At 70.1% G+C, this 21,946-nt stretch carries 21 protein-coding genes; 8 read left to right on the top strand and 13 right to left on the bottom strand.

Features of this window, described 5'->3' with window-relative positions:
• Positions 1-173: 173 nt before the first annotated feature.
• The 4 genes from ACTOQ3_RS10120 to miaA all read right to left on the bottom strand — a co-directional run bounded on the left by ACTOQ3_RS10120 (position 174) and on the right by miaA (position 5,308).
• Positions 174-932: an SDR family NAD(P)-dependent oxidoreductase gene (locus ACTOQ3_RS10120; protein WP_440083084.1), complete on the bottom strand. Its 759-nt coding sequence runs from the start codon at positions 930-932 to the stop codon at positions 174-176.
• Positions 933-1,163: 231 nt separating this feature from the next.
• Positions 1,164-3,440, bottom strand: a complete 2,277-nt coding sequence (locus tag ACTOQ3_RS10115) for a tetratricopeptide repeat protein (RefSeq protein WP_440083083.1) — start codon at positions 3,438-3,440, stop codon at positions 1,164-1,166.
• An 83-nt stretch (positions 3,441-3,523) separates the two neighbouring features.
• Complete coding sequence (gene dapF / locus ACTOQ3_RS10110; RefSeq protein ID WP_440083082.1) at positions 3,524-4,330, bottom strand: diaminopimelate epimerase; 807 nt, start codon at positions 4,328-4,330, stop codon at positions 3,524-3,526.
• Positions 4,331-4,402: 72 nt separating this feature from the next.
• Positions 4,403-5,308 carry a tRNA (adenosine(37)-N6)-dimethylallyltransferase MiaA gene (gene miaA, locus ACTOQ3_RS10105; protein ID WP_440083081.1) on the bottom strand — a complete coding sequence of 302 codons (906 nt, stop codon included), beginning with the start codon at positions 5,306-5,308 and terminating at the stop codon, positions 4,403-4,405.
• Between the two features lie 73 nt (positions 5,309-5,381).
• On the opposite strand from miaA, the gene ACTOQ3_RS10100 reads away from it, so the two are divergent.
• The gene (locus ACTOQ3_RS10100; RefSeq protein ID WP_440083080.1) at positions 5,382-5,807 is read left to right on the top strand and encodes an Rv0909 family putative TA system antitoxin; all 426 of its coding nucleotides are present in this window, start codon (positions 5,382-5,384) and stop codon (positions 5,805-5,807) included.
• 42 nt (positions 5,808-5,849) lie between these two features.
• On the opposite strand, the gene ACTOQ3_RS10095 is transcribed toward ACTOQ3_RS10100, so the two are convergent.
• The 4 genes from ACTOQ3_RS10095 to miaB form a co-directional block, all read right to left on the bottom strand.
• Positions 5,850-6,329 carry a methylated-DNA--[protein]-cysteine S-methyltransferase gene (locus ACTOQ3_RS10095; protein WP_440083079.1) on the bottom strand — a complete coding sequence of 160 codons (480 nt, stop codon included), beginning with the start codon at positions 6,327-6,329 and terminating at the stop codon, positions 5,850-5,852.
• 133 nt (positions 6,330-6,462) lie between these two features.
• Positions 6,463-7,125: a hypothetical protein gene (locus tag ACTOQ3_RS10090; RefSeq protein WP_440083078.1), complete on the bottom strand. Its 663-nt coding sequence runs from the start codon at positions 7,123-7,125 to the stop codon at positions 6,463-6,465.
• Between the two features lie 199 nt (positions 7,126-7,324).
• Positions 7,325-7,870, bottom strand: coding sequence for a hypothetical protein (locus ACTOQ3_RS10085; RefSeq protein WP_440083077.1), 546 nt, complete (start codon positions 7,868-7,870; stop codon positions 7,325-7,327).
• Positions 7,871-8,201: 331 nt separating this feature from the next.
• On the bottom strand, positions 8,202-9,695 hold the full coding sequence (miaB, locus tag ACTOQ3_RS10080) for a tRNA (N6-isopentenyl adenosine(37)-C2)-methylthiotransferase MiaB (RefSeq protein WP_440083076.1): 1,494 nt from the start codon (positions 9,693-9,695) through the stop codon (positions 8,202-8,204).
• 172 nt (positions 9,696-9,867) lie between these two features.
• Between miaB and ACTOQ3_RS10075 the strand changes: the two genes are divergently transcribed.
• From ACTOQ3_RS10075 to ACTOQ3_RS10050, 6 genes are all read left to right on the top strand, one after another.
• Positions 9,868-10,548, top strand: a complete 681-nt coding sequence (locus ACTOQ3_RS10075; protein WP_440083178.1) for a Uma2 family endonuclease — start codon at positions 9,868-9,870, stop codon at positions 10,546-10,548.
• 80 nt (positions 10,549-10,628) lie between these two features.
• Positions 10,629-11,384 (top strand): amino acid ABC transporter ATP-binding protein, encoded by a 756-nt coding sequence (locus tag ACTOQ3_RS10070; protein WP_440083075.1) that lies wholly within the window; start codon positions 10,629-10,631, stop codon positions 11,382-11,384.
• A 50-nt stretch (positions 11,385-11,434) separates the two neighbouring features.
• Positions 11,435-12,256 carry a glutamate ABC transporter substrate-binding protein gene (locus tag ACTOQ3_RS10065; protein ID WP_440083074.1) on the top strand — a complete coding sequence of 274 codons (822 nt, stop codon included), beginning with the start codon at positions 11,435-11,437 and terminating at the stop codon, positions 12,254-12,256.
• 61 nt (positions 12,257-12,317) lie between these two features.
• Complete coding sequence (locus ACTOQ3_RS10060; protein ID WP_344749856.1) at positions 12,318-12,986, top strand: amino acid ABC transporter permease; 669 nt, start codon at positions 12,318-12,320, stop codon at positions 12,984-12,986.
• Complete coding sequence (locus ACTOQ3_RS10055; protein ID WP_440083073.1) at positions 12,983-13,933, top strand: amino acid ABC transporter permease; 951 nt, start codon at positions 12,983-12,985, stop codon at positions 13,931-13,933. The genes ACTOQ3_RS10060 and ACTOQ3_RS10055 overlap by 4 nt, the downstream gene beginning before the upstream one ends.
• A 224-nt stretch (positions 13,934-14,157) precedes the next feature.
• Positions 14,158-16,035 (top strand): S9 family peptidase, encoded by a 1,878-nt coding sequence (locus tag ACTOQ3_RS10050; RefSeq protein ID WP_440083072.1) that lies wholly within the window; start codon positions 14,158-14,160, stop codon positions 16,033-16,035.
• 126 nt (positions 16,036-16,161) lie between these two features.
• Here ACTOQ3_RS10050 and rny read toward each other — a convergent pair whose 3' ends face one another.
• From rny to recA, 3 genes are all read right to left on the bottom strand, one after another.
• On the bottom strand, positions 16,162-17,775 hold the full coding sequence (gene rny, locus ACTOQ3_RS10045) for a ribonuclease Y (RefSeq protein ID WP_440083071.1): 1,614 nt from the start codon (positions 17,773-17,775) through the stop codon (positions 16,162-16,164).
• 287 nt (positions 17,776-18,062) lie between these two features.
• Positions 18,063-18,983 (bottom strand): recombination regulator RecX, encoded by a 921-nt coding sequence (gene recX, locus ACTOQ3_RS10040; RefSeq protein WP_440083070.1) that lies wholly within the window; start codon positions 18,981-18,983, stop codon positions 18,063-18,065.
• 14 nt (positions 18,984-18,997) lie between these two features.
• On the bottom strand, positions 18,998-20,140 hold the full coding sequence (gene recA / locus ACTOQ3_RS10035) for a recombinase RecA (protein WP_440083069.1): 1,143 nt from the start codon (positions 20,138-20,140) through the stop codon (positions 18,998-19,000).
• Between the two features lie 335 nt (positions 20,141-20,475).
• On the opposite strand from recA, the gene ACTOQ3_RS10030 reads away from it, so the two are divergent.
• Entirely contained in the window at positions 20,476-20,754 is a 279-nt protein-coding gene (locus ACTOQ3_RS10030; protein WP_440083068.1) for a hypothetical protein, read from the top strand.
• A gap of 82 nt (positions 20,755-20,836) precedes the next feature.
• Here the strand turns inward: ACTOQ3_RS10030 and ACTOQ3_RS10025 are convergent, their stop codons facing one another.
• Complete coding sequence (locus ACTOQ3_RS10025; protein WP_350972642.1) at positions 20,837-21,031, bottom strand: DUF3046 domain-containing protein; 195 nt, start codon at positions 21,029-21,031, stop codon at positions 20,837-20,839.
• 223 nt (positions 21,032-21,254) lie between these two features.
• Positions 21,255-21,743 carry a VOC family protein gene (locus ACTOQ3_RS10020; RefSeq protein WP_440083067.1) on the bottom strand — a complete coding sequence of 163 codons (489 nt, stop codon included), beginning with the start codon at positions 21,741-21,743 and terminating at the stop codon, positions 21,255-21,257.
• Positions 21,744-21,946: the final 203 nt, after the last annotated feature.

The following is a 21,946-nucleotide window of genomic DNA, read 5'->3' as shown; positions in this document are numbered from 1 at the left end:
CGGCAAATTACCTCAGATAACGTCCTCAATCTTAAAAGCCTCAAGCAGTCTTTGGGGGGACGCGAGAATTTCCGGCGCATCAATCCACGCCTTAACGACATCCCTCATATGACCTGCGCAAATACCCTCACATGCGCGCCACGATCACCGGACCAGGTGACCACCCCCGGAGATCAGGTGATCAGGATCCCGCCGTCGACCGGGATCACCGCACCGGTGACGTACGAGGCGGCGTCCGAGGCGAGGAAGATCGCGGCGGCGACGAGCTCGGCCGGATCGCCGGGGCGCTTCATCAGCACCCGGTGCTCAAGGTGCCAGGTCAGATAGCCCTCGGCGTACTGGTCGGTCATCTCCGAGGCGAAGAAACCCGGCTCAAGGCAGTTGACCCGGATGCCGCGCCGTCCCGTCCACTGCTGGGCGAGATCGCGCGTGAGGCCGACGACCCCCGCCTTGGAGGCGCTGTAGGCGGCCTGCGGCAGCCCGGCGGTCGTCTCGCCCAGGATGCTCCCGACGTTGACGATCGAGGAGCCCGGCCGCATGAGCCTGGCGCAGGCCTGCGCCATCCAGTAGGTGCCGTGCAGGTTGACGTCCACGACCTGCCGGAACTGCTCGGGCGTCTCCTTCAGCGCCGGGACCGCCGAGCCCACACCCGCGTTGTTGATCAGGACGTCCACCGCGCCCAGCTCGGCCACCGCCGCCTCGGCCAGCGCCTGGCAGTCCTCCGGCCTGGTCACGTCGGTGACGAGGGCCACACATCGCCTGCCGGTCTCCTCGACCAGGGTGCGGGTCTCCTCAAGGCGGTCCTTCCTGCGGGCACCGATCACGATGTCCGCGCCCGCCTCGGCCAGGCCCCTCGCGAACGCGACCCCCAGTCCGGAGGACGCCCCGGTGACGATCGCGACCTTGCCGTCCAGCCGGAACCGTTCCAGCATCCGGATTCTCCTTCGTCCGCCCAATGCGCCGAATGAGATTCTAGTGACCACGACGAGAATCGCCCGTGAGGAGTCTCCTCACGGGCGACGCGTTGTCCTGTGCAGCCGATGGTCCGAGCGGTCCGGACGGTACGGCTTCCCGGGCTCCGAGGTGGTCAGGGAGGAGCCGCCTCCCCCTTTCGGAGACCGGACGACGCCACGGGCCGCCGGGCGCGGCCGTGGCGAGCCGTCCTACAGGCCGTACTCCTTGGTGATCCTCTCGTGCCGCTCCACCTCGACGTCGACGGCCTTGGCCAGGTCGAGCCAGGCCAGCGGGTGCACCCAGCGCTCGGTGGCGTCGTCCAGAAGCGCGTCGAGCTCGACCGGGCTGACGTCCGGCGGGACCGCGATCCAGCCGAACACTCCGGGCAGCGGCTCGCCCGAGGTCGGGTGGTTCACGGTGTAGTTGTCGTCGCTGTAGACCCACATCGGCCAGCCACGCTCGGCCATGACGTCGTTGAACTCCGTCCAGTCGGCCTGACTGGGAGCGGCGCCGTCGAAGAACCAGCTGGTGTAGCCGCCCGGACGGAGCATGCTGACCGCGGCGAAGGGCGGGACGAAGTTCTCCTGCTCCTCGGCGCTCTCCGGGATCGGCTCGAGCAGCTGCGGCTCGAAGACGACCAGGTCACCCGCGTTGTACTCCATGCCGGGAGGCTGGGGGATGGCCAGGCGCGCCGTCGCGGGGCCGGTGCGCACGCTCAGGACCTGGCGCTGGCTGCCGTCGGGGGCGGGAAGGATGATGCGCACCAGGCCCATCTCCTCCTCGATCGGCCCCTCGCTCGACTGCAGCGGCATCCCGATCTTGGCGGCGCCCAGACGGACGGTCTCCCAGTCTTCGGCGGCCGTCGCCATGACGACCATCCGCCAGACGTCCTGCTGCTCGATCTCCCCGGAGTCGAGGAGGTCGCGCAGGATGCCCGCACCCTTGGCGTTGTCGCCGAGCTGCTGCACCGCGGCCGACCACAGGCGGGCCGCCTCGATGCCGCCGCCCGCGGCGAACGCCGCCTCGCCCTCGGCCGCCGCCTGCTCCCAGCGCTCCCGCGCGGTGTACAGGCGGCCCAGGGCGAGGTGGCGCTGCACGTCGGGCAGCCGCTCGGCCATCTGCTCCAGGCGCTCGTCCTGACGCGCCTCAATCAGCAGGCCACTGAGGTACGCGGCGTCCTGCGGGTCGGCGTTCTCGATGTCGCCGGACTCGACCAGCATGGTCCAGTAGATGTCGGCGCCCCTGGCCGGGTAACCGAGGAAGCCCAGCGTGGTGGTGTGGCGCCGGGTGGCCTCCACGTCACGGCCGGACAGCGGGGTCAGCCAGCCCACCCAGCGCTCCGGGTCGGCGTTGAAGCCGTCGGCGGCGTCGAAGGAACCGACCAGCTCGGCCTCGGGGCCCGGAGCCGGAAGCGGGGTGGCCTCGTCCGCGGCGGTGCGCAGCTCGGCGACCCGCTCGGCGATGTCGCCGGGGTTCCTGAGCTCGCCGGCCGCCGACTCCGCGAGGTCGGCCAGGAGGCGCGCCTGCCAGAGTCCCTGGCGTGCGACCGCCAGGTGCCCTGCGACGAGCGACAGCTCGACCCGGGCGCGGTAGCCGCCCATCATGGCGAAGTAGTCGATCCACTGCTTGAGCACCCGGCCCAGCTGCCAGGTGTTGGTGATCTGCGCCGTTCCGGCGAGCGCGCGGACGGCGTACGACCACTCCACCCAGACGCGGGGGTGGTCGCCCACCACGTCGAGGTCGGGCAGGGCGTCGACGGACTCCTGCACCCGGTCGAGGGTGGCGAGCACGAGCGCGCGGAGCACTCCCTCGCGGTGCTCCTTGGCCACCGGGTCGTCGGGCTTGAAACCGGTCGCGGCGTCGAGCGCGGTGAGCGCGTCCTCGGCGCGGCCGGCGGCCAGCAGCGCGCGGGCCGAGGCGGCCCCCAGCTCCCAGCTCGCCTCGCGGCCCGCGCCGCCCAGCGCCGCCACCGCGGTCTCGGCGTGCGAGATCGCCTCGTCGACACGGCCCGCGTCGACCAGCGCCGCGACGTAGTGCTCGGCGACGGAGGCGAAGGCCAGCGAGTCCGGCTCGACGTCCAGCGCCGAGAGCGCGGCCAGCCGCTCGGCGGCGTAACCGGGACCGTCGGCGTTCGCCTGCGCGATGGCCAGCGCCACGACGGCACCGGGCACGGCCGGGCACTCTCGCACGTCCTCCCGCTTGGTGAACTCCACCAGTGTCTCGGCGTCGGCGATCGCGACCGTCCCCTGCGCGCGGTTGCCGACGCGGCCGACCAGGTGCCAGTAGCGGGCGTAGAACTCCAGCCAGGGCAGCCGCAGGTTCTCCGCCTGCTGCGCGATGGCGGGCGCGAGCACGTCGAGCTGCGCGTATCGGCCTTCCAGCGCCTGCGCGGGCACGTCTCCGATCGCCATAGCCAGACCGGTGTTACCTGCTTCATGCAGTTGCCGCTGGGTGTCGCCCACCCAGGCCCAGATGTCCACGTCCATGAGACGTCAGTCTGCCAGGTCGGCGAGCATGCCCCAAACGGCTTGGCGAACACCAGGGCGAAGCGGCAGGTGGCGCGCACGCCTCAGAGCGTGACCTCACCGGACGCGACGAGGACGGCGGGACCCGCCAGGTAGCTGGTGCGCTCGTCGAGGGTGACGGTGACGGTGCCGCCGAGCACCTCCACCGCCCAGGTGCCGCTGGTCTCACCGGCCAGCCGCGCGGCGGCCACGGCCGAGGCGACGGCGCCGGTGCCGCAGGACCTGGTCTCGCCCGAGCCGCGCTCGAAGACCCGCATGACGACCCGGCGCGCGCCCACCGGATTGAGCAGCTCGATGTTGACCCCGGCGGGGAACACCTCGGGGTCGAACGCGGGCTGGTGGCTCAGGTCGAGCTGGGCCACCGGGTCGCCGGTGACGCAGGCCAGGTGGGGGTTGCCCATGTCGACGTGGAGACCCTCGTACTCGTGGCCCGCGACGGTCGCGCGGCTCGACCCCAGCACCCGGGGCGGGCCCATGTCGACGGTCACGTCACCCGTCTCCGCGAGCCGCACCCGCTTGACGCCCCCCCTGGTCGCGACGCCGAACTCCCCCGGCGCGGCGAGACCCGTGTCGACCAGGTAGCGGGCGAAGAGCCGCACCCCGTTGCCGCACATCTCGGCGACGCCGCCGTCGGCGTTGCGGTAGTCCATGAACCACTCGGCCTCGCCCGCCTGGCCGGACACCTCCGGGCAGAGCTTCGTCCGCGTCACGCGCAGCACGCCGTCCGCGCCGATCCCCGCGCGCCGGTCGCACAACGCCACCACGAGCGTCGCGGGCAACTCCAGCTCACCGTCCGGGTCGGGGAGGATGACGAAGTCGTTCTCGGTGCTGTGTCCCTTCGCGAATCGCATGTGACCAACTCTATCCAGGCACGCGTCCGCCCCCGCCGCCCCGCCCCGGCCGGTCTCCGGTCCGGGGAGCGGTCAACCGCGGATCGCGGCGAGCGCGCGGCCCAGGAGGTCCGGTTCCCGCTGGGGCAGCCAGACCACGCGGGGATCGCGGCGGAACCACGACTCCTGACGGCGGACGAACCTGCGCGTCGCCCGTACCGTCTCCTGCTTCGCCTCCTCCTCGGTGCACTCACCGCCGAGGAATCTCAGCACCTGCGCGTACCCGAGGGCGCGGCTGGCCGTACGGCCTCCGGCGAGCCCGCGCGCGGCCAGTTCCCTGACCTCGTCCACCAGCCCGGCCCGCCACATGTGCTCGACCCGTGCCTCGACCCGGGCGTCCAGCACCTCCCTGGGCACCTCCACCCCCAGCTGGACGCTGTCGTAGACGGCGTCGTACGACGGCATCGTGGCCGAGAACGGCCGGCCGGAGATCTCGATGACCTCCAGGGCCCGGACGATCCTGCGCCCGTTGCCCGGGAGGATGGTCTCGGCGGCCTTCGGGTCGCGCTCGCGGAGCCGCTCGTACAGCGGGCCGGGGCCGCGCAGGTCGAGTTCGGCCTCCAGCCGGGCGCGGACCTCCGGGTCGGTTCCGGGGAACTCCAGGTCGTCCAGGGCGGCCCGCACGTACAGCCCGGATCCGCCCACCAGGACCGGCACGATCCCCTTGGCCCGCAGGCCGTCGATGATCGGCCGGGCCAGCGACTGGTACTCGGCCACGCTGGCCGCCCTGGTCACGTCCCAGATGTCCAGCAGGTGGTGAGGCACCCCCCTGCGCTCCGCCACGGAGAGTTTCGCCGTCCCGATGTCCATTCCTTGGTAAAGCTGCATGGAGTCGGTATTGATCACCTCGCCCCCCAGTTCGAGGGCGAGATCCACGGCCAGGTCGGACTTTCCGGCCGCGGTCGGGCCGACGACGGCGATGACGGGTAGCTGAGGCACGGGGTAAGTCTGCCAACTCCCCGGGTATGGATGAGAAACGATGCGTCCTCGCATCGGAATTGGGGGATTCACCATGTCGATCCTCGACAAGGTCAAGCACATGCTGGGCGGCGGCGCCAAGACCGAAGAACTCGCCAAACAGGGCATCGACAAGGCGGAACGGATCGCCAAGGAGAAGCTGGGCGGAAAACACGCCCGGCGCATCGACACCGCCGCGCAGAAGGCCAGGAAGATGGCCGACAAGATCAACGAACCGGACACCAGACCCCCGGGCACGACACCCGCGCCCGGGCGGGACGACAGCACGTCCGGTCCCGGCCGGCCCGGCACGACACCCGAACCCGGCCGCGCCACGCCTACCGGACGCGACGACGGCACATCGGATCCCGGCCGGCCCGGCACCACGCCCGCGCCCGGCCGCGCCACGCCTACCGGACGCGACGACGACACGTCCGGTCCCGGCCAGCCCGGCACCACGCCGCCGCCCTACGGGCCTTAGGCGGCCGGCGAGGCCGATCACAGGTCCCGGCCCCGGTCCCGGTCAGTCCCAGTCGAGCATCGGCTGCAGGTAGCCCTCCAGGGTGAGCAGCCGGCGCTTCGACTCCACGCCGTCGCCTCCGCTGAACCCGCCGAGCCCGTTCCCGGCGACCACCCGGTGGCACGGCACGATGACGGGGACCGGGTTGGCTCCCATGATCGACCCGATGGCCCGCGCCGGCACACCCGTCCCGCTGCGGGCCGCCAGCTCCCCGTAGGTCACCACCTTGCCGTACGGAACCGTCTCGTAGAGCGTGCCGAGCACCCTGCGCTGCACCGGCGAGGTCAGCCGCCAGTCCACCGGAACCCCGAAGACCCTCAGCCTGCCCGCGTAGTAGTCGCCCAGCTCGCCGAGCACGGCCGCCGTCATGCCTGGGTCGTCCGCCTCCTCCAGCCCCAGCCGTTCGAGCAGGCGGGCCCTGAACCGGGACGGCTCCTCCCAGCCCACACTCGCCACACCGTCCTCGGTCACAGCGACGGCCATGTCCCCCAGCGGTGTCGGAACGCTCCCGAACGCCACGCTCCCCGCCATCGGCCTCGTGCCCCCTTCGCGAACTCGTCGTCCCCGGCGCCCCGGGCACCGTCCTCTCCCGCCACCGTAACCACTGCGGGCGGGGTCACTCCGTCCAGCGGGCGGCGAAGTAGCCGACGCCGTAGGGCGCTCCGTCGTAGAGGATCTCACCGCGCAGGGCGCTCCCGCACCCGCCGAGGACCTGCAGGGCCGCGCGACCCGCGACCCACAGCTCGGCGGCCTCGCCGGGGTCGAGCGCCGGGACCTCGCCGCGGGCGAGCGCCTCGACGATCGTCCTGTCGTACGGTTTCGCGCGAGGGTCCAGGTATCCGGGGGACTTCTCGGTGAGGCGGGCCGAGCCGTCGGCCATGACGAGCATCGCCACGCGACCGGCCGTGGCCGCCAGCCGCTCCCCCAAAGCCGCGCACTCCCCCGGAGCCGCGTCGAAGGAGATCGCGTGGAATCCCGAGGCCGTCAGGTGCTCTCCTTCGAGGAGCCGGCGGCCGATCGTCAGGGACAGCGGCAGGACGGGCTCCCCCTCGCCGCTCCGGACGTCGACACCCCAGGGCGCGAGGCTCCCGGCGGCGTCCGCGCCGTACGCCGCGGTCCGGTCCGCGCCTCCCACCACCACGATCTCGTCGGCGTCGCGCAACGCCCCGATCGCGGCCGCGCAGGCCGCCCTGAGGTCGTCGAGCTCTGCGGCCGCGGTCCCGGCCAGCTCGGGGACCAGCAGCGGGGGATGCGGGCACACGGCCGCGGCGACAAGCACCTCGCCAGACTAACGGAGCCCTGCCGGCGGAGCCCTCTCCGGGAACCGCCCCGCCGTCTCGCGGCTCACAGCGAGAACGGCCGTGCGGGACAACGGCTTGCGGGGTACCGGAACGCGGCGGGGCACGGTGATCCACTCACCGTGCCCCGCGCGCCGAACGGGTCCGGCGGACCGGAGACGTCCGGCTTTCCGATCCCGGTCAGTAGCCGCCGACGGGCCCCTGGGGATGTACGTAGCCGGCGGGGTCGTCGGTGCCGGAGTCCTGCGGCCGCTGACTGCTCTGCGGCTGCTTCGACGGTTCGTCCTTCGAGGGCTTCCCGGCGGCCGACTCGGCTCCGGGATCGCTCTCGTCCGCCCCGCCGGCACCTGCACCGGCACCGGAGTCGGAGTCGGAGTCGGTGTCGCCGCCTCCGGTGGACGTGTCACCGGCTCCGGAGGCGGCGTCCGCCTCCTTCTCCGGCTTCTGCTTCGTGGCCTGCGGCGGGCTCTGGTCCGGTGCGGGCTCCTGGGACGCCTCCTGGGCGCTGTCCGGCGCCGGCGGCACCCGGGGGCCGTCGCCCCCGGCGTTCATGAAGGCGAAGACGGCGCCCCCGCCCAGGAGGGCGGCGGCGAGGACGGAGAAGACGGCTATGGCCAGGCCGTTCATCCGCTGGGGCTTGCGCTTGCGAGGCTTCTTGGGCCCATCGGCGGGGCCGACGAGGATCTCTGGCTCTCCGGGACTGCCCGGGGATGGAGGGACGTGCATGAGGAAGAACTCCCTGCGGCTCTCGGGGGGAAACCTCCACGGCTTCCGAGGGTGCCGAACCACAGTAGTCACAGGAGGGAAATGCTCGCACATCAATCACAGGCGAATCACGAAATATCATTCTTTGAGGAAGCCGCGGCAACCCCGTGCGCATACCCCCTGGCAGGGACGGCGGTGTCGCCGGAATCGCCGTCGCCGCCGGGGATTCCGATGATTCGATCATGGGCCCGCGCCATGCGGAGGAGCGCCTTCGAAAAAGACGCCGGAAGACCTCGCCCGAAGGGAGAAACCGGGAGAGGTGCTTCCGGCGCGGCACCCGAAGGACGGAACCTCAGGAGACGGAGCAGCCCGAGGTCTCCGGGAGCGGGGCGGGACGGCCGATCGAGGGCATGCCCAGCATGACCCCGGAACCGGCTCCGGCCGGGGCGCCCTGGCGGGCCTCCCAGGCGTCGCCCGCGCGGGTACGGCGGAGCCTCAGCGCGGGGCCGTCGGCGACCAGGTGGTGCGGTGCCGCGTACGTGACCTCGGCACTCACCACGTCACCCGGACGCGGGGTCTCGGCACCGGGGGCGAAGTGCACCAGGCGGTTGTCGGGGGCCCGCCCGGACATGCGGTGGGTCGCCTCGTCCTTGCGGCCCTCGCCCTCGGCGACCAGCACCTCGAGCGTCCGGCCGACCTGCTTCTTGTTCTCCGCCCAGGAGATCTCGGTCTGCAGGGCGACGAGCCGCTCGTAGCGCTCCTGCACGACCTCCTTGGGAACCTGGTGGTCCATGGTGGCGGCGGGCGTACCGGGCCGGATGGAGTACTGGAACGTGAAGGCGTTGGCGAACCGCGACTCGCGCACCACGTCGAGGGTGGCCTGGAAGTCCTCCTCGGTCTCGCCGGGGAAGCCCACGATGATGTCGGTGGAGATCGCCGCGTCGGGCATGGCCGCGCGGACCCGCTCGATGATGCCCAGGTAGCGCTCGGCCCGGTAGGAGCGGCGCATGGCCTTGAGGACCCGGTCCGAGCCCGACTGCAGCGGCATGTGGAGCTGGTGCATCACGTTGGGCGTCTCGGCCATCGCCGCGATGACGTCGTCGGTGAACGCCGCCGGGTGCGGGCTGGTGAAGCGGACCCGCTCCAGGCCCTCGACGTCGCCGCAGGCCCGCAGCAGCTTGCCGAAGGCCAGCCGGTCGCCGAACTCCACGCCGTACGTGTTGACGTTCTGGCCGAGGAGGGTGATCTCCAGCACGCCCTGGTCGACCAGGGTGCGCACCTCGTTGAGAACGTCGCCGGGGCGGCGGTCCTTCTCCTTGCCGCGCAGGGCGGGCACGATGCAGAACGTGCAGGTGTTGTTGCACCCCACGGAGACCGACACCCAGGCGGCGTAGGCGGACTCGCGCTTGGTCGGCAGCGTGCTCGGGAAGGTCTCCAGGGATTCCTTGATCTCGACCTGGGCCTCCTGCTGGACGCGCGCCCGCTCCAGCAGCACCGGCAGCGAGCCGATGTTGTGGGTGCCGAACACCACGTCCACCCACGGCGCCCTGCGGACGATCTCCCCCTGGTCCTTCTGCGCCAGGCAGCCGCCCACGGCGATCTGCATGCCGGGGTTGCCCACCTTCGAGGGGCGCAGGTGGCCGAGGTTGCCGTAGAGCTTGTTGTCGGCGTTCTCCCGTACGGCACAGGTGTTGAACACGACCACGTCGGCCGTCTCCCCCTGGACGGCCGGGACGTATCCGGCGTCCTCCAGGAGGCCCGACAGGCGCTCGGAGTCGTGCACGTTCATCTGGCACCCATAGGTACGGACCTCGTACGTGCGGGCGCTCTCCACGGTGGCAGTCATCTCACGACAAGGGTAGGCGCTCCGCCGAACCTTCAGGTACGCCCCCAACCCGTCGAACTCCAGGTAATCGATTGATCACGCAGCGTCAATCCTCTCGCTAAGCTGGGGCTCCAAAGCCGCATGCGAGAATTAGGACTCGACCGACAGCTGAGAGTGGTGAGCCACGGTGGCGATGCTCGTGCAGACCTCGGAGGCCCCGGTGAAGGCCAAGAAGCCCGTCAAAAAGCCCTCCAAGAAGCCCCGCAAGAAAACAGCGGCGCCGAAGACGGCCTTCTGGGAGACTCCCGGCGAACTCAGCCTCGACGAATGGTCCGAGCTCAACTCGCGAGACGACGGCGGTCGCTACGAGCTCATCGACGGGAGCCTCATCGTGTCCCCCGCCCCACCATTCAGACACCAGCGCATCGGAGACCGTCTCCAGACCTATCTGGAGACGGTGACGCCGGAGGATTTGATCCCCGTTACCGCGACAGGCCTTCTCCTGGATCGCAAGCCCGGCGTCATTCCCGATCTGATGGTGGTGGAGGCGGCGCCTTTCGAAGAGGGCGCGGAGGTCGCACAGCCCGAGTGGGTCCACCTGGTGGTGGAGATAGTCTCCAGGTCCACCACGGCCACGGATCGGATCATCAAGCACGCGAAATACGCAGAGGCGGGCATTCCCTACTTCTGGCGGGTCGAGATGAAGTCATTCCGAGGGCAGGGATCCGACGAGCTCCCGGTGATCTTCACGCACGCGCTCGACGAGAACGGCGAGTACCAGCTCATCCACCGCGTCTCCGCCGGGACGACCGTGGAACTGACAGAACCCTTCAAACTCACCCTCGACCCGGCTACGCTGGGCAGGGTCCGATGATCAAGGCGTGAGCAGGCCGTGATCTGATCGGTACCGCAGGGTTAGCCCCAGGTGCCCTTTACAGAATTACGTTGTCCACCATGACGGAGAACGGGGACAAGACTCCTCTGGTCGTGCTCGAAGGCGTCAACAAGCACTTCGGCAGCCTGCACGTCCTTCGGGACATCAATCTGACGATCTCCCGCGGCGAGGTCCTCGTCGTCATCGGCCCGTCGGGCGGCGGCAAGTCGACCCTCTGCCGGACGATCAACCGGCTGGAGGCGATCGACGAGGGAACCATCACCTTCGACGGGCAGCCGCTCGCGGTCGAGGGCAAGACCCTGGCCAAGCTCAGGTCCGAGGTCGGGATGGTTTTCCAGTCCTTCAACCTGTTCGCGCACAAGACGATCCTCGAGAACGTCACCCTCGGGCCGATCAAGGTTCGCGGCATCGCGAAGGCCGAAGCGGAGCGGCGGGGCATGGAGTTGCTGGAGCGGGTCGGCATCGGCGCCCAGGCGTCGAAGTACCCCGCGCAGCTCTCGGGAGGCCAGCAGCAGCGCGTGGCGATCGCCCGCGCCCTGGCCATGGACCCCAAGATGATCCTGTTCGACGAGCCGACCTCGGCGCTCGACCCGGAGATGGTCCAGGAGGTGCTCGACGTCATGATCGGCCTCGCCCAGGAGGGCATGACGATGATGGTCGTCACCCACGAGATGGGCTTCGCCCGCCGCGCGGCGAACCGCGTGGTGTTCATGGCCGAGGGCCAGATCGTGGAGGAGAACACCCCCGAGGAGTTCTTCACCAACGCCAGGACCGGCCGGGCCAAGGACTTCCTCTCCAAGATCCTCACTCACTGACGGCTCTGCTCATCCCTGATATGTCCCTGATGAAAGACGAGGTAGCAAGAATGCGTGTACGTCGTATTGGAGCCGTGGTGATCGCAGCCGCGGCGGCGATGGCCGGTCTGACCGCGTGCGGCGACGACGCCGGCGGCGGAAGCGACAAGTTCGTCGTGGGCATCAAGGTCGACCAGCCCGGTCTCGGGCAGAAGCAGCCCGACGGCTCCTTCAAGGGATTCGACGTCGACGTTGCCCGGTATGTCGCCAAGGAGCTCGGCTACACGGACGACAAGATTGAGTTCAAGGAGGCCATCTCGGCCAACCGCGAATCTTTCATCCAGCAGGGCCAGGTCAACGCCGTGATCGCGACCTACTCGATCACCGACGACCGCAAGAAGAAGGTCTCCTTCGCCGGCCCGTACCTGGTCACCGGCCAGGACATCCTGACCCGGGCGGACGACACCACGATCAACAGCGTCGAGGACCTCAAGACCAAGAAGGTCTGCGGCGCCCAGGGCTCCTCCTCGCCCGCCCGCCTTGTCGAGAAGTTCGGCGACGAGTGGAAGAGCGGCTTCCTCACCGAGCAGCAGGGCTACGGCGCCTGCCTGCCGCTGCTGGAGAACAAGCAGGTCGACGCGATCTCCACCGACGCGACGATCCTGGCCGGCTTCGCCACCCAGTCCCCCGGCAAGTTCCGCCTCGTCGGCAAGCCCTTCTCCGAGGAGAAGTACGGCATCGGCCTGAAGCTGGAGGACAAGGAGACCCGCGAGAAGGTCAACGCGGCCGTCGAGAAGATGTTCAAGGACGGCGCCTGGAAGAAGGCCATCGACGCCAACTTCGGCGAGTTCGGGAAGTTCTTCACCACCCCGCCGACTGTCGAGCGCTACTGATTCGGTCACACCTCGGCCGGGGCGTGCAAGCGCCCCGGCTCTGTGACCTCTGGAGGGATGAGTGCAGGCACTCTTCGATGAATTCCCGGTCATTCTGGGCGCTTTCTGGTTGACCATCCGGCTCACCCTCGCCAGTGGGCTGGTGGCGCTCGTGCTCGGGACGATCCTCGCGGGCATGCGGGTCAGCCCGCTGCCGATCCTGCGCGGGATCGGTACGACCTACGTGAACGTCCTGCGGAACACCCCGCTCACCCTGGTGATCGTGTTCTGCGGGCTGGGCCTCGGCCTCGTCCTGGACGTCTCGTTCTCCGAGAGCCTGTCCACCAACTACCTGTGGCTCTCCATCATCGGCCTGTCCGCCTACACGGCGGCGTTCGTCTGCGAGGCGATCCGGGCCGGGATCAACACGGTCCCGGTCGGTCAGGCGGAGGCGGCCCGCGCCATCGGGCTCACGTTCGGCCAGAACCTGAGGCTGATCGTGCTGCCCCAGGCGTTCCGCGCGGTGATCGCCCCGCTGGGCAGCATCCTGATCGCGTTGACCAAGAACACCACGATCGCCGCGGCCATCGGGGTGGGTGAGGCGTCCCTGACCATGAAGACGCTGTTCGAGGCGCACGGCGACGCGGTCATCCAGATCTTCGCCGGGTTCGCGCTGGGCTTCCTGATCCTGACCCTGCCGACCGGACTGCTGTTCGGCTGGCTGGCCAAGCGCCTGGCGGTGGTCCGATGACCGCGGTCACCACCGAGCGGCCTCCGGCGCGCAAGCGGCGCGTCGAGAGTTCCGAGCGCGTCAGCGTCCTGTACGACATTCCCGGCCCCAAGGCCCGGATACGCAACAACGTGCTCACCGTGCTGGTCATCCTCGCCGTGCTGTTCGCGGTGTACGTGATGGTGACCAAGCTCGGCGAGAAGAACCAGCTCAGCGCCGAGTTGTGGACGCCGTTCCTGCGCGGCGACGTGTGGGTCAACCTGATCCTGCCCGGCCTGGTCAACACGCTCAGCGCCGCCGCGGTGGCCGCGCTGATCGCGGTGCCGTTCGGGTTCGTCTTCGGCATCGGCCGGCTCTCGGCGAACGCCTGGATCCGCCGCGCCTCGGGTGCGGTCGTCGAGTTCTTCCGGGCGATCCCACTGCTGATCATGATCTTCGCGGTGATGTTCGGCGGGAGCGCGGTCTTCGGGCTCACCGTGACGCCCTTCTGGGCGGTGGTGATCGGCCTGGTCCTGTACAACGGCTCGGTGCTGGCGGAGATCGTGCGGGCGGGCATCCTGTCCATCCCCCGGGGGCAGAGCGAGGCCGCGCTCGCGGTCGGCCTGCGTCCGGGCCAGGTGATGCGGATGATCCTGCTGCCGCAGGCGGTCACGGTCATGATGCCGGCGATCGTGGCGCAGCTGGTGGTGCTCCTGAAGGACACCGCTTTGGGCTTCATCGTGTCGTTCGAGGACCTGCTGAACGCGGGGGCGCGCGTGCTGCCCTCCAACTTCAACAACATCATTCCCGCCGTGATCGTCATCGCGATCATCTACATCATCATCAACGTGATGGTGGGCGCCGTCGCCACCTGGCTGGAGAGGCGGAGCCGGCGCAGCAGGAAGACCGCGGCCAAGCCGATCGCCCGGCCCGACTCGCCGACGGCGGTCGAGGGCGGCCTCGGAACCCCCACCACCCCCGCACCGTAGAAGCACGGCAGCCGAAGGGCGGTCACCGGATCCGGTGGCCGCCCTTCCGCGTGCCGGGCGGGTGAAAACATCCGCAGGGCGGCTTATGGCGGAGACCGGACCAACGGCCCTCACCTCATCATTCCCCCCGATCTCACGGCTCGCACGGTTCACCGGCGGCATATCTCGGGTGACGCGAGCGTGATACCGGCGACACGCGGCGGGTTATCGGGCAGGATTGCGCCATGTCCCCCGAGCAGGTCGTCCTGCCGTACGCCACCTGGCCGTCGCCGGTCTCCACCTCCGACGTGGCCCGTTCCGGGCTGCGCCTCGGATACCCGACGGTGCTCGGCGAGGAGGTCTGGTGGACCGAGGACCGTCCCGCCGAGGGCGGGCGGACCACCATCGTGCACCGGAGCGCCGACGGTGCCCAGCGCGAGCTGCTGAGCGCACCGTGGAGCGCCAGGACCAGGGTCCACGAGTACGGCGGGCGGTCGTACGCGGTGGTGCCCGGCGAGGGCGTGGTGTTCGCCAACTTCGTCGACCAGCGCCTCTACCTGCTGCCCACCGGTGGCGAGCCCAGGCCGCTCACGCCGGAGCCCGAGGAGCCGACGGCCCTGCGCTACGCGGACCTGGTCCTTCACGACGGGCAGATCTGGTGCGTCAGGGAGCGCCACGACGGCGGCCGGGTGAGCCGGTCGATCGTGTCCATCCCGCTGTCCGGCGAGGGCGAGCCGCGCGAGCGGGCCGGCGGGCACGACTTCTACGCCTCCCCCGCCGTCTCCCCCGACGGCGAGCACCTGGCCTTCGTCTGCTGGGACCACCCCCGGATGCCGTGGAACGGCACCGAGCTGTGGATCTCCCGGCTCGCCGACGGCACGTCCTGGAAGGTCAAGGGCGGCGTCTCGGAATCGGTGCTCGCCCCGCGGTGGCGTGACGAGCAGCACCTCTATCTGGTCTCCGACTGGTCGGGCTGGTGGAACCTCTACCTGGTCGGGATACACGGCGCCTCGGCGAAGGCGCTCCACCCGGCGGAGCAGGAGTTCGCGGGGCCGCTGTGGCAGCTCGGCGCGGTGCCGTACGCGCCGATGGACGACGGGAGCCTCGCGGTCCTGCACGGGCGGGGCGACCTGCGACTGGGGGTCCTCGACCCGGACAGTGGCGTGCTGAGCGACCTGGACGTGCCCTACGACGGCTGGGAGGTGGTGCTGGCCACCGACGGGCGCGCCGTGGTCGGGATCGGTTACGGCCCCGCGCTGCCCCGGTCGATCGTCCGGATCGACACCGTGACCGGACGGGTGGAGGAGCTCCGCCGGGACGTCAACGAGCTGCCCGACCCCGGCTACCTGCCGCGCGCCAGGCCCGTGGAGTTCGAGAGCCGGTTCGGGCGCGAGGTGCACGCGTTCCTCTACCCCCCGTCCAACCCCGTGGCGCGCGGCGAGGGCCCCGCGCCGTACGTCGTGTTCGTGCACGGCGGGCCGACCGGGAACAGCGTCGGCGCGCTCGATATGGAGAAGACGTTCCTCACCAGCAGGGGCATCGGCGTGCTCGACGTCAACTACGGCGGCTCCACCGGCTACGGCCGCGTCTACCGCGAGCGGCTGCGCGGTCAGTGGGGCGTGGTCGACGTCGAGGACGCGATCGCCGCGGCCGAGTGGCTGGCCGCGGAAGGGCTGGGCGACCCGGCGCGGATCGCGATCCGGGGCGGTAGCGCGGGCGGCTGGACGGTCATGGCGGCCTGCTGCGCGTCCGACGCGTTCGCCGGAGGCGTCTCCTACTACGGCGTGAGCGGGCTCGCCAACTTCAGCGCGACCACCCACGACTTCGAGTCGCGCTACGTCGAGTGGCTGATCGGCCCGGAGGACCCCGCCCTGTACGCCTCGCGCGAACCCCTCGGCCGGGTGGCGGGGGTGAGCTGCCCCATGCTGCTCCTCCAGGGCCTGTCCGACCCGGTGGTCCCCCCGGCGCAGTCACAGGCCTTCGCCGACGCGCTCGCCGAACGCGGCGTTCCCTGCACCTACCTCACGTTCGAGGGGGAGGCCCACGGCTTCCGCCGCGCCGAGACCCGTAGCGCGGCCCTGGCCACAGAGCTCGCCTTCTACCAGCAGATCTTCCATTCCTGAGCGAGAGGTCAGGTGGACCGGCGGGTTGCCGGGCGGGTCGGCGAACCGGGCGGATCGACGTGCTCCCCCGGTTGGGCGGGCTCGGCGGGTTGGGCTGGTTGGCCGGGGTCGGCGGGTTGGGCGGGGTCAGCGGGCGAACTCGGTGGCCCGCGATTCGCGGACGACCGTGATGCGGATCTGGCCGGGGTAGGTGAGCTCCTCCTCGACCTGCTTGGCGACGTCGCGGGCGATCACCTGGGCCTGGATGTCGTCGACCGCGTCTGGCTTCACCATGACCCTGATCTCCCGGCCCGCCTGCATGGCGAAGACCTTCTCGACGCCCTCGTAGGAGGTGGCGATCTCCTCAAGGCGCTCCAGTCGCTTGACGTAGGCCTCCAGCGACTCGCGGCGGGCTCCGGGACGGCTGCCGCTGATCGCGTCGGCGGCCTGGGTGAGGACGGCCTCGACGGTCTTGACCTCGACCTCGTTGTGATGGGCCTCGATGGCGTGGACGACGTCCTCGTGCTCGCCGTATCGTCTGGCGATCTCGGCACCGATGAGCGCGTGGCTGCCCTCGACCTCGTGGGTGAGGGCCTTGCCGATGTCGTGCAGGAGCGTGCAGCGCTTGAGCAGCGTCGTGTCGAGCCGCAGCTCGGCCGCCATGATGCCGGCGATGTGGGCCGATTCGATGAGGTGGCCGAGCACGTTCTGGCCGTAGGAGGTGCGGTAACGGAGCTGGCCGAGGAGGGTGACGAGTTCGGGATGCATGTCGGTGATGCCGAGTTCCACCAGGGCGTCCTCGCCCGCACGCACGCACAGCTCCTGAACCTCGGCCTTGCTGCGCTCGTGGGCCTCCTCGATGCGCTGCGGATGGATGCGGCCGTCGAGGACGAGCTTCTCCAGGGTGAGCCGCGCGGTCTCGCGGCGGACCGGGTCGAAACACGACAACAACACGGCTTCCGGCGTGTCGTCGATGATCAGATTGACGCCGGTGGTCGACTCGAAGGCCCGGATGTTGCGGCCCTCGCGGCCGATGATGCGCCCCTTCATCTCGTCACCGGGCAGGTGCAGGACGCTCACCACGGACTCGGCGGTCTGCTCGGTGGCCACCCGCTGGACCGCCAGCGTGACGATTTTGGTGGCGCGCTTCTCGCCCTCCTTGCGTGCCTCTCCCTCGATCTCCCTGATGATCAGCGCGGCCTCGCGCTTCGCCTGGTTCTCGATCTCCCTGACCAGCTCGGCCCTGGCCTGGTCGCTGGTGAACCCGGACACCCGTTCCAGGATGGTCTTGCGCTCCTCGGCGACCCGTTCGAGATCCTCGCGACGGTCGGCCAGCTCGGTCTCCGTCTCGGCGAGCTTGCGGGCCCGGTCGGCCTGGCGCCTGGCCTCCTCGTCGAGACGCTGCTCGCGCTCCGCCAGCCGGTTCTCCCTGCGTTCGAGGTCGGACCGGAGCTCCTTGAGCTCGTACTTCAGGATCTTGCCCTCGGCCTCGGCCTCCTTGCGCATCTCGGCCGCCGCCTCGATCGCCGCCTCCGACTTGCGCAGCAGCTCTCCGGCGTCGTCCTGGGCCTTCGCCCGGATGTCGGCGGCCTCGCGCCTGGCCTCCTCCAGCTGGGCCTGAACCTCGGCCTCCTGCTCAGGCGTGGGCCCCTTCGGGCCCCCGGCTCCACCGACACGACGCAGCAACACGACCAGCACGGCTGTCATCACGGCGAGAGCCATAACCGCCACTACCAACATGACGACCACGACCGGATCCATGCGCGCCTCACCTTCCTCGCGTCGCAAATATCAGGCACACGAGGGGTCACACGCACGGCACGGAAAGCTCAAGAGACGGCACCGTCGGGACAGAAGTGAACCCAGAGGGGATCACCCACCGGCTGTTCCCGCCGGTCCGTCGTCCCGTCCTCATCCGCCAAGCCTGCTTGTCCGTATTACACCGCTATGACAATCCGCGCTGCGCGGAGTAACTCCTCACTGTCGTTGAGATTAAGCGTCAGAGAGGTAACGAGCAAGCAAAGACCCGCTGTCAAAGCTGCTTTGGACTAGTCGAGTGGATAGCCCTGATCCTCCGCGAATGGCGATGTTTCCGCCCCTTCGTCCTCCAGCACTTCACGGATCACGCGAAATGCCAGGCCGGGGCCGTATCCCTTGCGGGCGAGCATGCCGGCAAGCCTGCGGGTCCTGACCGCGGGCTCCAGACCCCGGGTCGAGGAGAGTTTGCGACGCACGAGGCGACGAGCGGTCTCCGCCTCCTCCTCGGGATCGAGCCGATCCACCGCTTCCTTCACGGTCTCCTCGTCCACCCCTCGGTGGCGGAGCTCCGAGGCGAGGGCCTTTCTGGCGAGACCCCGCCCGGCGTGACGCGAGCTCACCCATGCCGCGGCGAACGCCTCGTCGTCGATGAGCCCGACCTCGGAGAAGCGCTCCAGCACGGCGTCCGCCGCCTCCTGGGGCACCTCGCGCTTGCGCAGCGCCTCCGCGAGCTGGGCCCGGGTGCGCGGCGCCATGGTCAGCAGCCGCAGGCAGATGCCCCGCGCAACCGCCTGCGGATCGGATCCGGCCCCCCGGCTCGCCCGAGACCCCTCGGCCGGCCCGTCGGACCCGTCACCTCCACCGGACCCGTCACGTCCACTGAACCTGCCGCGTGCGCCGGACCTGCCGGATCCGTAAATTCCGTCAGGTCCATCGGACCCGTCGGATCGGTCGGATCGGTCGGAAAGAAAGCCCGGGGTGGCGCTCCCGGACCGCCGCCCACGCCGTGAGGCACGTTTCTTCCGGCCTCGCGGCCCGTCACTCGCCGGGTCCGTGGCTTCCTCGCGAAAGCCTCCCTCCGAGGCGGACGAACCGTGGTCGTGGTCGCGGCCGCGCCGGCCCGGTGAACCCTCCCGAGGTTCGTCGGGCCAGGCTCCCCAGTCTCTCGGCCCGGCCTCGCCGGCCGGACCGGAGTCAGGTCCCGTGGTCATCGATCAGCCCGGATTCAGGCGTCACCCGGCTTGGGGGCGGCGGCGGCCTTGGAACCGCGACCGGACGCGGCGGGAGCCGAAGCGGCAGCGGACGCGCGACCGGACGCGGCGGCAGGGGCCGAAGCCGCGGGGACGGGCGACGGGGCGGCCGGGCTGTCGACGCGCGGGCCGACGCCGAGCTTCTCCTTGATCTTCTTCTCGATCTCGTTCGCCATGTCCGGGTGGCTCTTGAGGAAGTTTCGCGCGTTCTCCTTGCCCTGACCGAGCTGGTCACCCTCGTAGGTGTACCAGGCGCCGGACTTGCGGACGAAGCCGTGCTCGACACCCATGTCGATCAGGCCGCCCTCGCGGGAGATGCCGACGCCGTAGAGGATGTCGAAGTCGGCCACGCGGAAGGGCGGGGCCATCTTGTTCTTGACGACCTTCACCCGGGTGCGGTTGCCGACCGCCTCGGTGCCGTCCTTCAGCGTCTCGATGCGGCGGATGTCGAGGCGGACCGAGGCGTAGAACTTCAGCGCCTTTCCACCGGTCGTGGTCTCGGGCGAGCCGAACATGACGCCGATCTTCTCACGGAGCTGGTTGATGAAGATCGCGGTGGTGCCGGTGTTGTTGAGCGCGCCGGCGACCTTGCGCAGCGCCTGGGACATCAGACGGGCCTGCAGGCCGACGTGGCTGTCGCCCATCTCGCCCTCGATCTCGGCCTTGGGCACCAGGGCCGCGACCGAGTCGATGACCAGCAGGTCGACGGCGCCGGACCGGATCAGCATGTCGGCGATCTCCAGCGCCTGCTCACCGGTGTCGGGCTGGGAGACGAGCAGCGCGTCGGTGTCGACGCCCAGCTTCTGGGCGTACTCCGGGTCGAGCGCGTGCTCGGCGTCGATGAACGCGGCGATGCCGCCACCACGCTGGGCGTTGGCCACCGCGTGCAGGGCGACCGTGGTCTTGCCCGAGGACTCGGGACCGTAGACCTCGACGATGCGGCCGCGCGGGAAGCCGCCGATGCCGAGGGCCACGTCGAGCGCGATGGAGCCGGTGGGAACCACCTCGATGGGCGCCCGGGTCTCGTCGCCCAGGCGCATGATCGAGCCCTTGCCGAACTGCCGCTCGATCTGAGCGAGTGCGGTCTCAAGCGCCTTCTCGCGGTCGTTAGCTGCCATGGGTGCCCCCTGAAGGGTCGCGGGTTGGATCGGTTGCCAGAAAGCTACGGGGTGCCGCCGACAATTTCGGGAGGGCACGCCAAGAGTGGTGGCTTGTTCAATATAGCCGAACGACTGTTCGATCGCCGCCCGTTGGCACCATACGTTGCGGGAGTCACGAACCGCCGCGGAGTCCCCCCGCGCACGACCAGGCACGGCCGGGCAGGCCGGCGGGCCACAGCTCCGGGAGGTGCGGACCCCATCCGGGAGGCGACATTTCCAAGAATTGCCCAGGACCTGTTGTAACCGGGTTGACCTGGAGTGATCCTGAGGGGAAACGACCCGAGGTGTCCGACGTGCCCAACACGTTCACGCAGCAACGTCTAGCCCATCTCGATTCCCTCGCCGCCGAGCTGCGACAACGAGGGCTGGCGAGCCGCACCCTCGGAGGCGCCGCCCCGGTGCTGTGGGTGTGGCATCCGGACAGCCGTCGGCAGACCATCGTCTTCGCCACCCCGGTCAGGGACGGCTGGCTGTTTCTGTGGGCACCGGACGGTGAGGAGAGCACCGACGATCCCGCGCGGGCGGCCGATTCGGTGGAGAAGCTCCTCGCCCCGCTCACGGAACCGTCCTGAGCGGGCCCTTAACGCTCTCCGGCTTCCGCTTACCGGGCCGCGTGTCTCCGGCCCGCTCACCGGGCCGCGTGCTTACCGGCTCTCAGCGAAGCCTGGGAGCGACGTCGGTCACCCCGCACACGGCGTGCCAGACCTCCTTGGCGCCGACCCCCTCGGCCAGCGCCTGGATCACGGTCCGGCCGCCGAGATCGGCGATGACGTAGTCGCGGGCCCACGACTCGGCGTACTGGTCGCCGAAGTGTGACTTCATCCGCTTCCAGAAATCCGATAGGCGCATGCCTCAAGTATGGATGCCCTCCGGCGTGCCGCGGCCCACCCCGGCGCGCCGCCGGGCCGCAAGGCGCCCGCGTCCCGCTCTCCCGGCCTTCGCCGGACGGGGACGAGCCGGAGACGGAGCGGACGAGACGGGGAAGGGCAGACGAGACGGGGACAGGCGGGAGGAGCGTCGCAGGCGAGGACGAGGGGGAAGGCGTGGGCGGCCGGAGGCGGGAGAGGGGTCGTCAGAGCACGCGGGAGCCGTACATCTCGCCGAGGGGGTCGGCGAGCAGTTCCAGGCGGGCCCCGTCGGGATCGGCGAAGTAGATCGACGCACCGCTCTCGACCTGGTGCGGAACGCCCGCCGCCTCCAGCTTGCCCCGCAGGCGCTCCCACGTGGAGGGATCGACGGAGATGGCGACGTGGTGGAGCCCGCCGAGGACCTCCTTGTAGGGGCCGAGCTCCAGACCGGGGAAGTCGAAGAAGGCGAGCAGGTTGCCGTTGCCGATGTCGAAGAAGAAGTGGTTGGACCCCCGGTAGTCGCGGTTCTCGAAGATCTCCGTCAGCGGGAACTCCAGAAGGTCCTGGTAGAACGCGATCGTCGTCTCGACGTCGGAGGAGATCAGCGCGAAGTGGTGCAGCCCCCTCGCGCTGCTCGGCGGGCGGTGCGCCCTGAGGTGCTCCGCCTTGATCCGCTCGCGCGTCGCCTCGATGGCCTGATGGTCGATGCTCACCGTTAGCTCACCACTCAATACGTCGTGTGTTCGTCAAAGCCATGTCCTCAACGGCAGGGAGCCAACCTATCCCGGACGTCACGTCATGGTGGCGAATGGTCACCGTCCCGGCGAACGCCGCGGATCCGCTCTCCCTAGGAGCTGCCGCAGCACCGACGAACCGTGCGTCCGCAGGTGATGCGCGGGCCACCTGCTCCCGTCCG

This window comes from Streptosporangium sp. LJ11, from assembly GCF_051918945.1.
Classification (GTDB): domain Bacteria; phylum Actinomycetota; class Actinomycetes; order Streptosporangiales; family Streptosporangiaceae; genus Streptosporangium.
The sequence above is the reverse complement of the archived record's forward strand: the minus strand, read 5'-3'. Positions and strand labels throughout refer to the sequence as shown.

What these genes read in the sequence shown, in the direction of transcription:
- ACTOQ3_RS10120 (WP_440083084.1), bottom strand. Translation starts at nt 932, where the DNA reads ATGCTGGAACGGTTCCGGCTGGACGGCAAGGTCGCGATCGTCACCGGG.
- ACTOQ3_RS10115 (WP_440083083.1), bottom strand. Translation starts at nt 3,440, where the DNA reads ATGGACGTGGACATCTGGGCCTGGGTGGGCGACACCCAGCGGCAACTG.
- dapF (WP_440083082.1), bottom strand. Translation starts at nt 4,330, where the DNA reads ATGCGATTCGCGAAGGGACACAGCACCGAGAACGACTTCGTCATCCTC.
- ACTOQ3_RS10100 (WP_440083080.1), top strand. Translation starts at nt 5,382, where the DNA reads ATGTCGATCCTCGACAAGGTCAAGCACATGCTGGGCGGCGGCGCCAAG.
- ACTOQ3_RS10095 (WP_440083079.1), bottom strand. Translation starts at nt 6,329, where the DNA reads ATGGCCGTCGCTGTGACCGAGGACGGTGTGGCGAGTGTGGGCTGGGAG.
- ACTOQ3_RS10085 (WP_440083077.1), bottom strand. Translation starts at nt 7,870, where the DNA reads ATGCACGTCCCTCCATCCCCGGGCAGTCCCGGAGAGCCAGAGATCCTC.
- miaB (WP_440083076.1), bottom strand. Translation starts at nt 9,695, where the DNA reads ATGACTGCCACCGTGGAGAGCGCCCGCACGTACGAGGTCCGTACCTAT.
- ACTOQ3_RS10075 (WP_440083178.1), top strand. Translation starts at nt 9,868, where the DNA reads ATGCTCGTGCAGACCTCGGAGGCCCCGGTGAAGGCCAAGAAGCCCGTC.
- ACTOQ3_RS10070 (WP_440083075.1), top strand. Translation starts at nt 10,629, where the DNA reads ATGACGGAGAACGGGGACAAGACTCCTCTGGTCGTGCTCGAAGGCGTC.
- ACTOQ3_RS10065 (WP_440083074.1), top strand. Translation starts at nt 11,435, where the DNA reads ATGCGTGTACGTCGTATTGGAGCCGTGGTGATCGCAGCCGCGGCGGCG.
- ACTOQ3_RS10055 (WP_440083073.1), top strand. Translation starts at nt 12,983, where the DNA reads ATGACCGCGGTCACCACCGAGCGGCCTCCGGCGCGCAAGCGGCGCGTC.
- ACTOQ3_RS10050 (WP_440083072.1), top strand. Translation starts at nt 14,158, where the DNA reads ATGTCCCCCGAGCAGGTCGTCCTGCCGTACGCCACCTGGCCGTCGCCG.
- rny (WP_440083071.1), bottom strand. Translation starts at nt 17,775, where the DNA reads ATGGATCCGGTCGTGGTCGTCATGTTGGTAGTGGCGGTTATGGCTCTC.
- recX (WP_440083070.1), bottom strand. Translation starts at nt 18,983, where the DNA reads ATGACCACGGGACCTGACTCCGGTCCGGCCGGCGAGGCCGGGCCGAGA.
- recA (WP_440083069.1), bottom strand. Translation starts at nt 20,140, where the DNA reads ATGGCAGCTAACGACCGCGAGAAGGCGCTTGAGACCGCACTCGCTCAG.
- ACTOQ3_RS10025 (WP_350972642.1), bottom strand. Translation starts at nt 21,031, where the DNA reads ATGCGCCTATCGGATTTCTGGAAGCGGATGAAGTCACACTTCGGCGAC.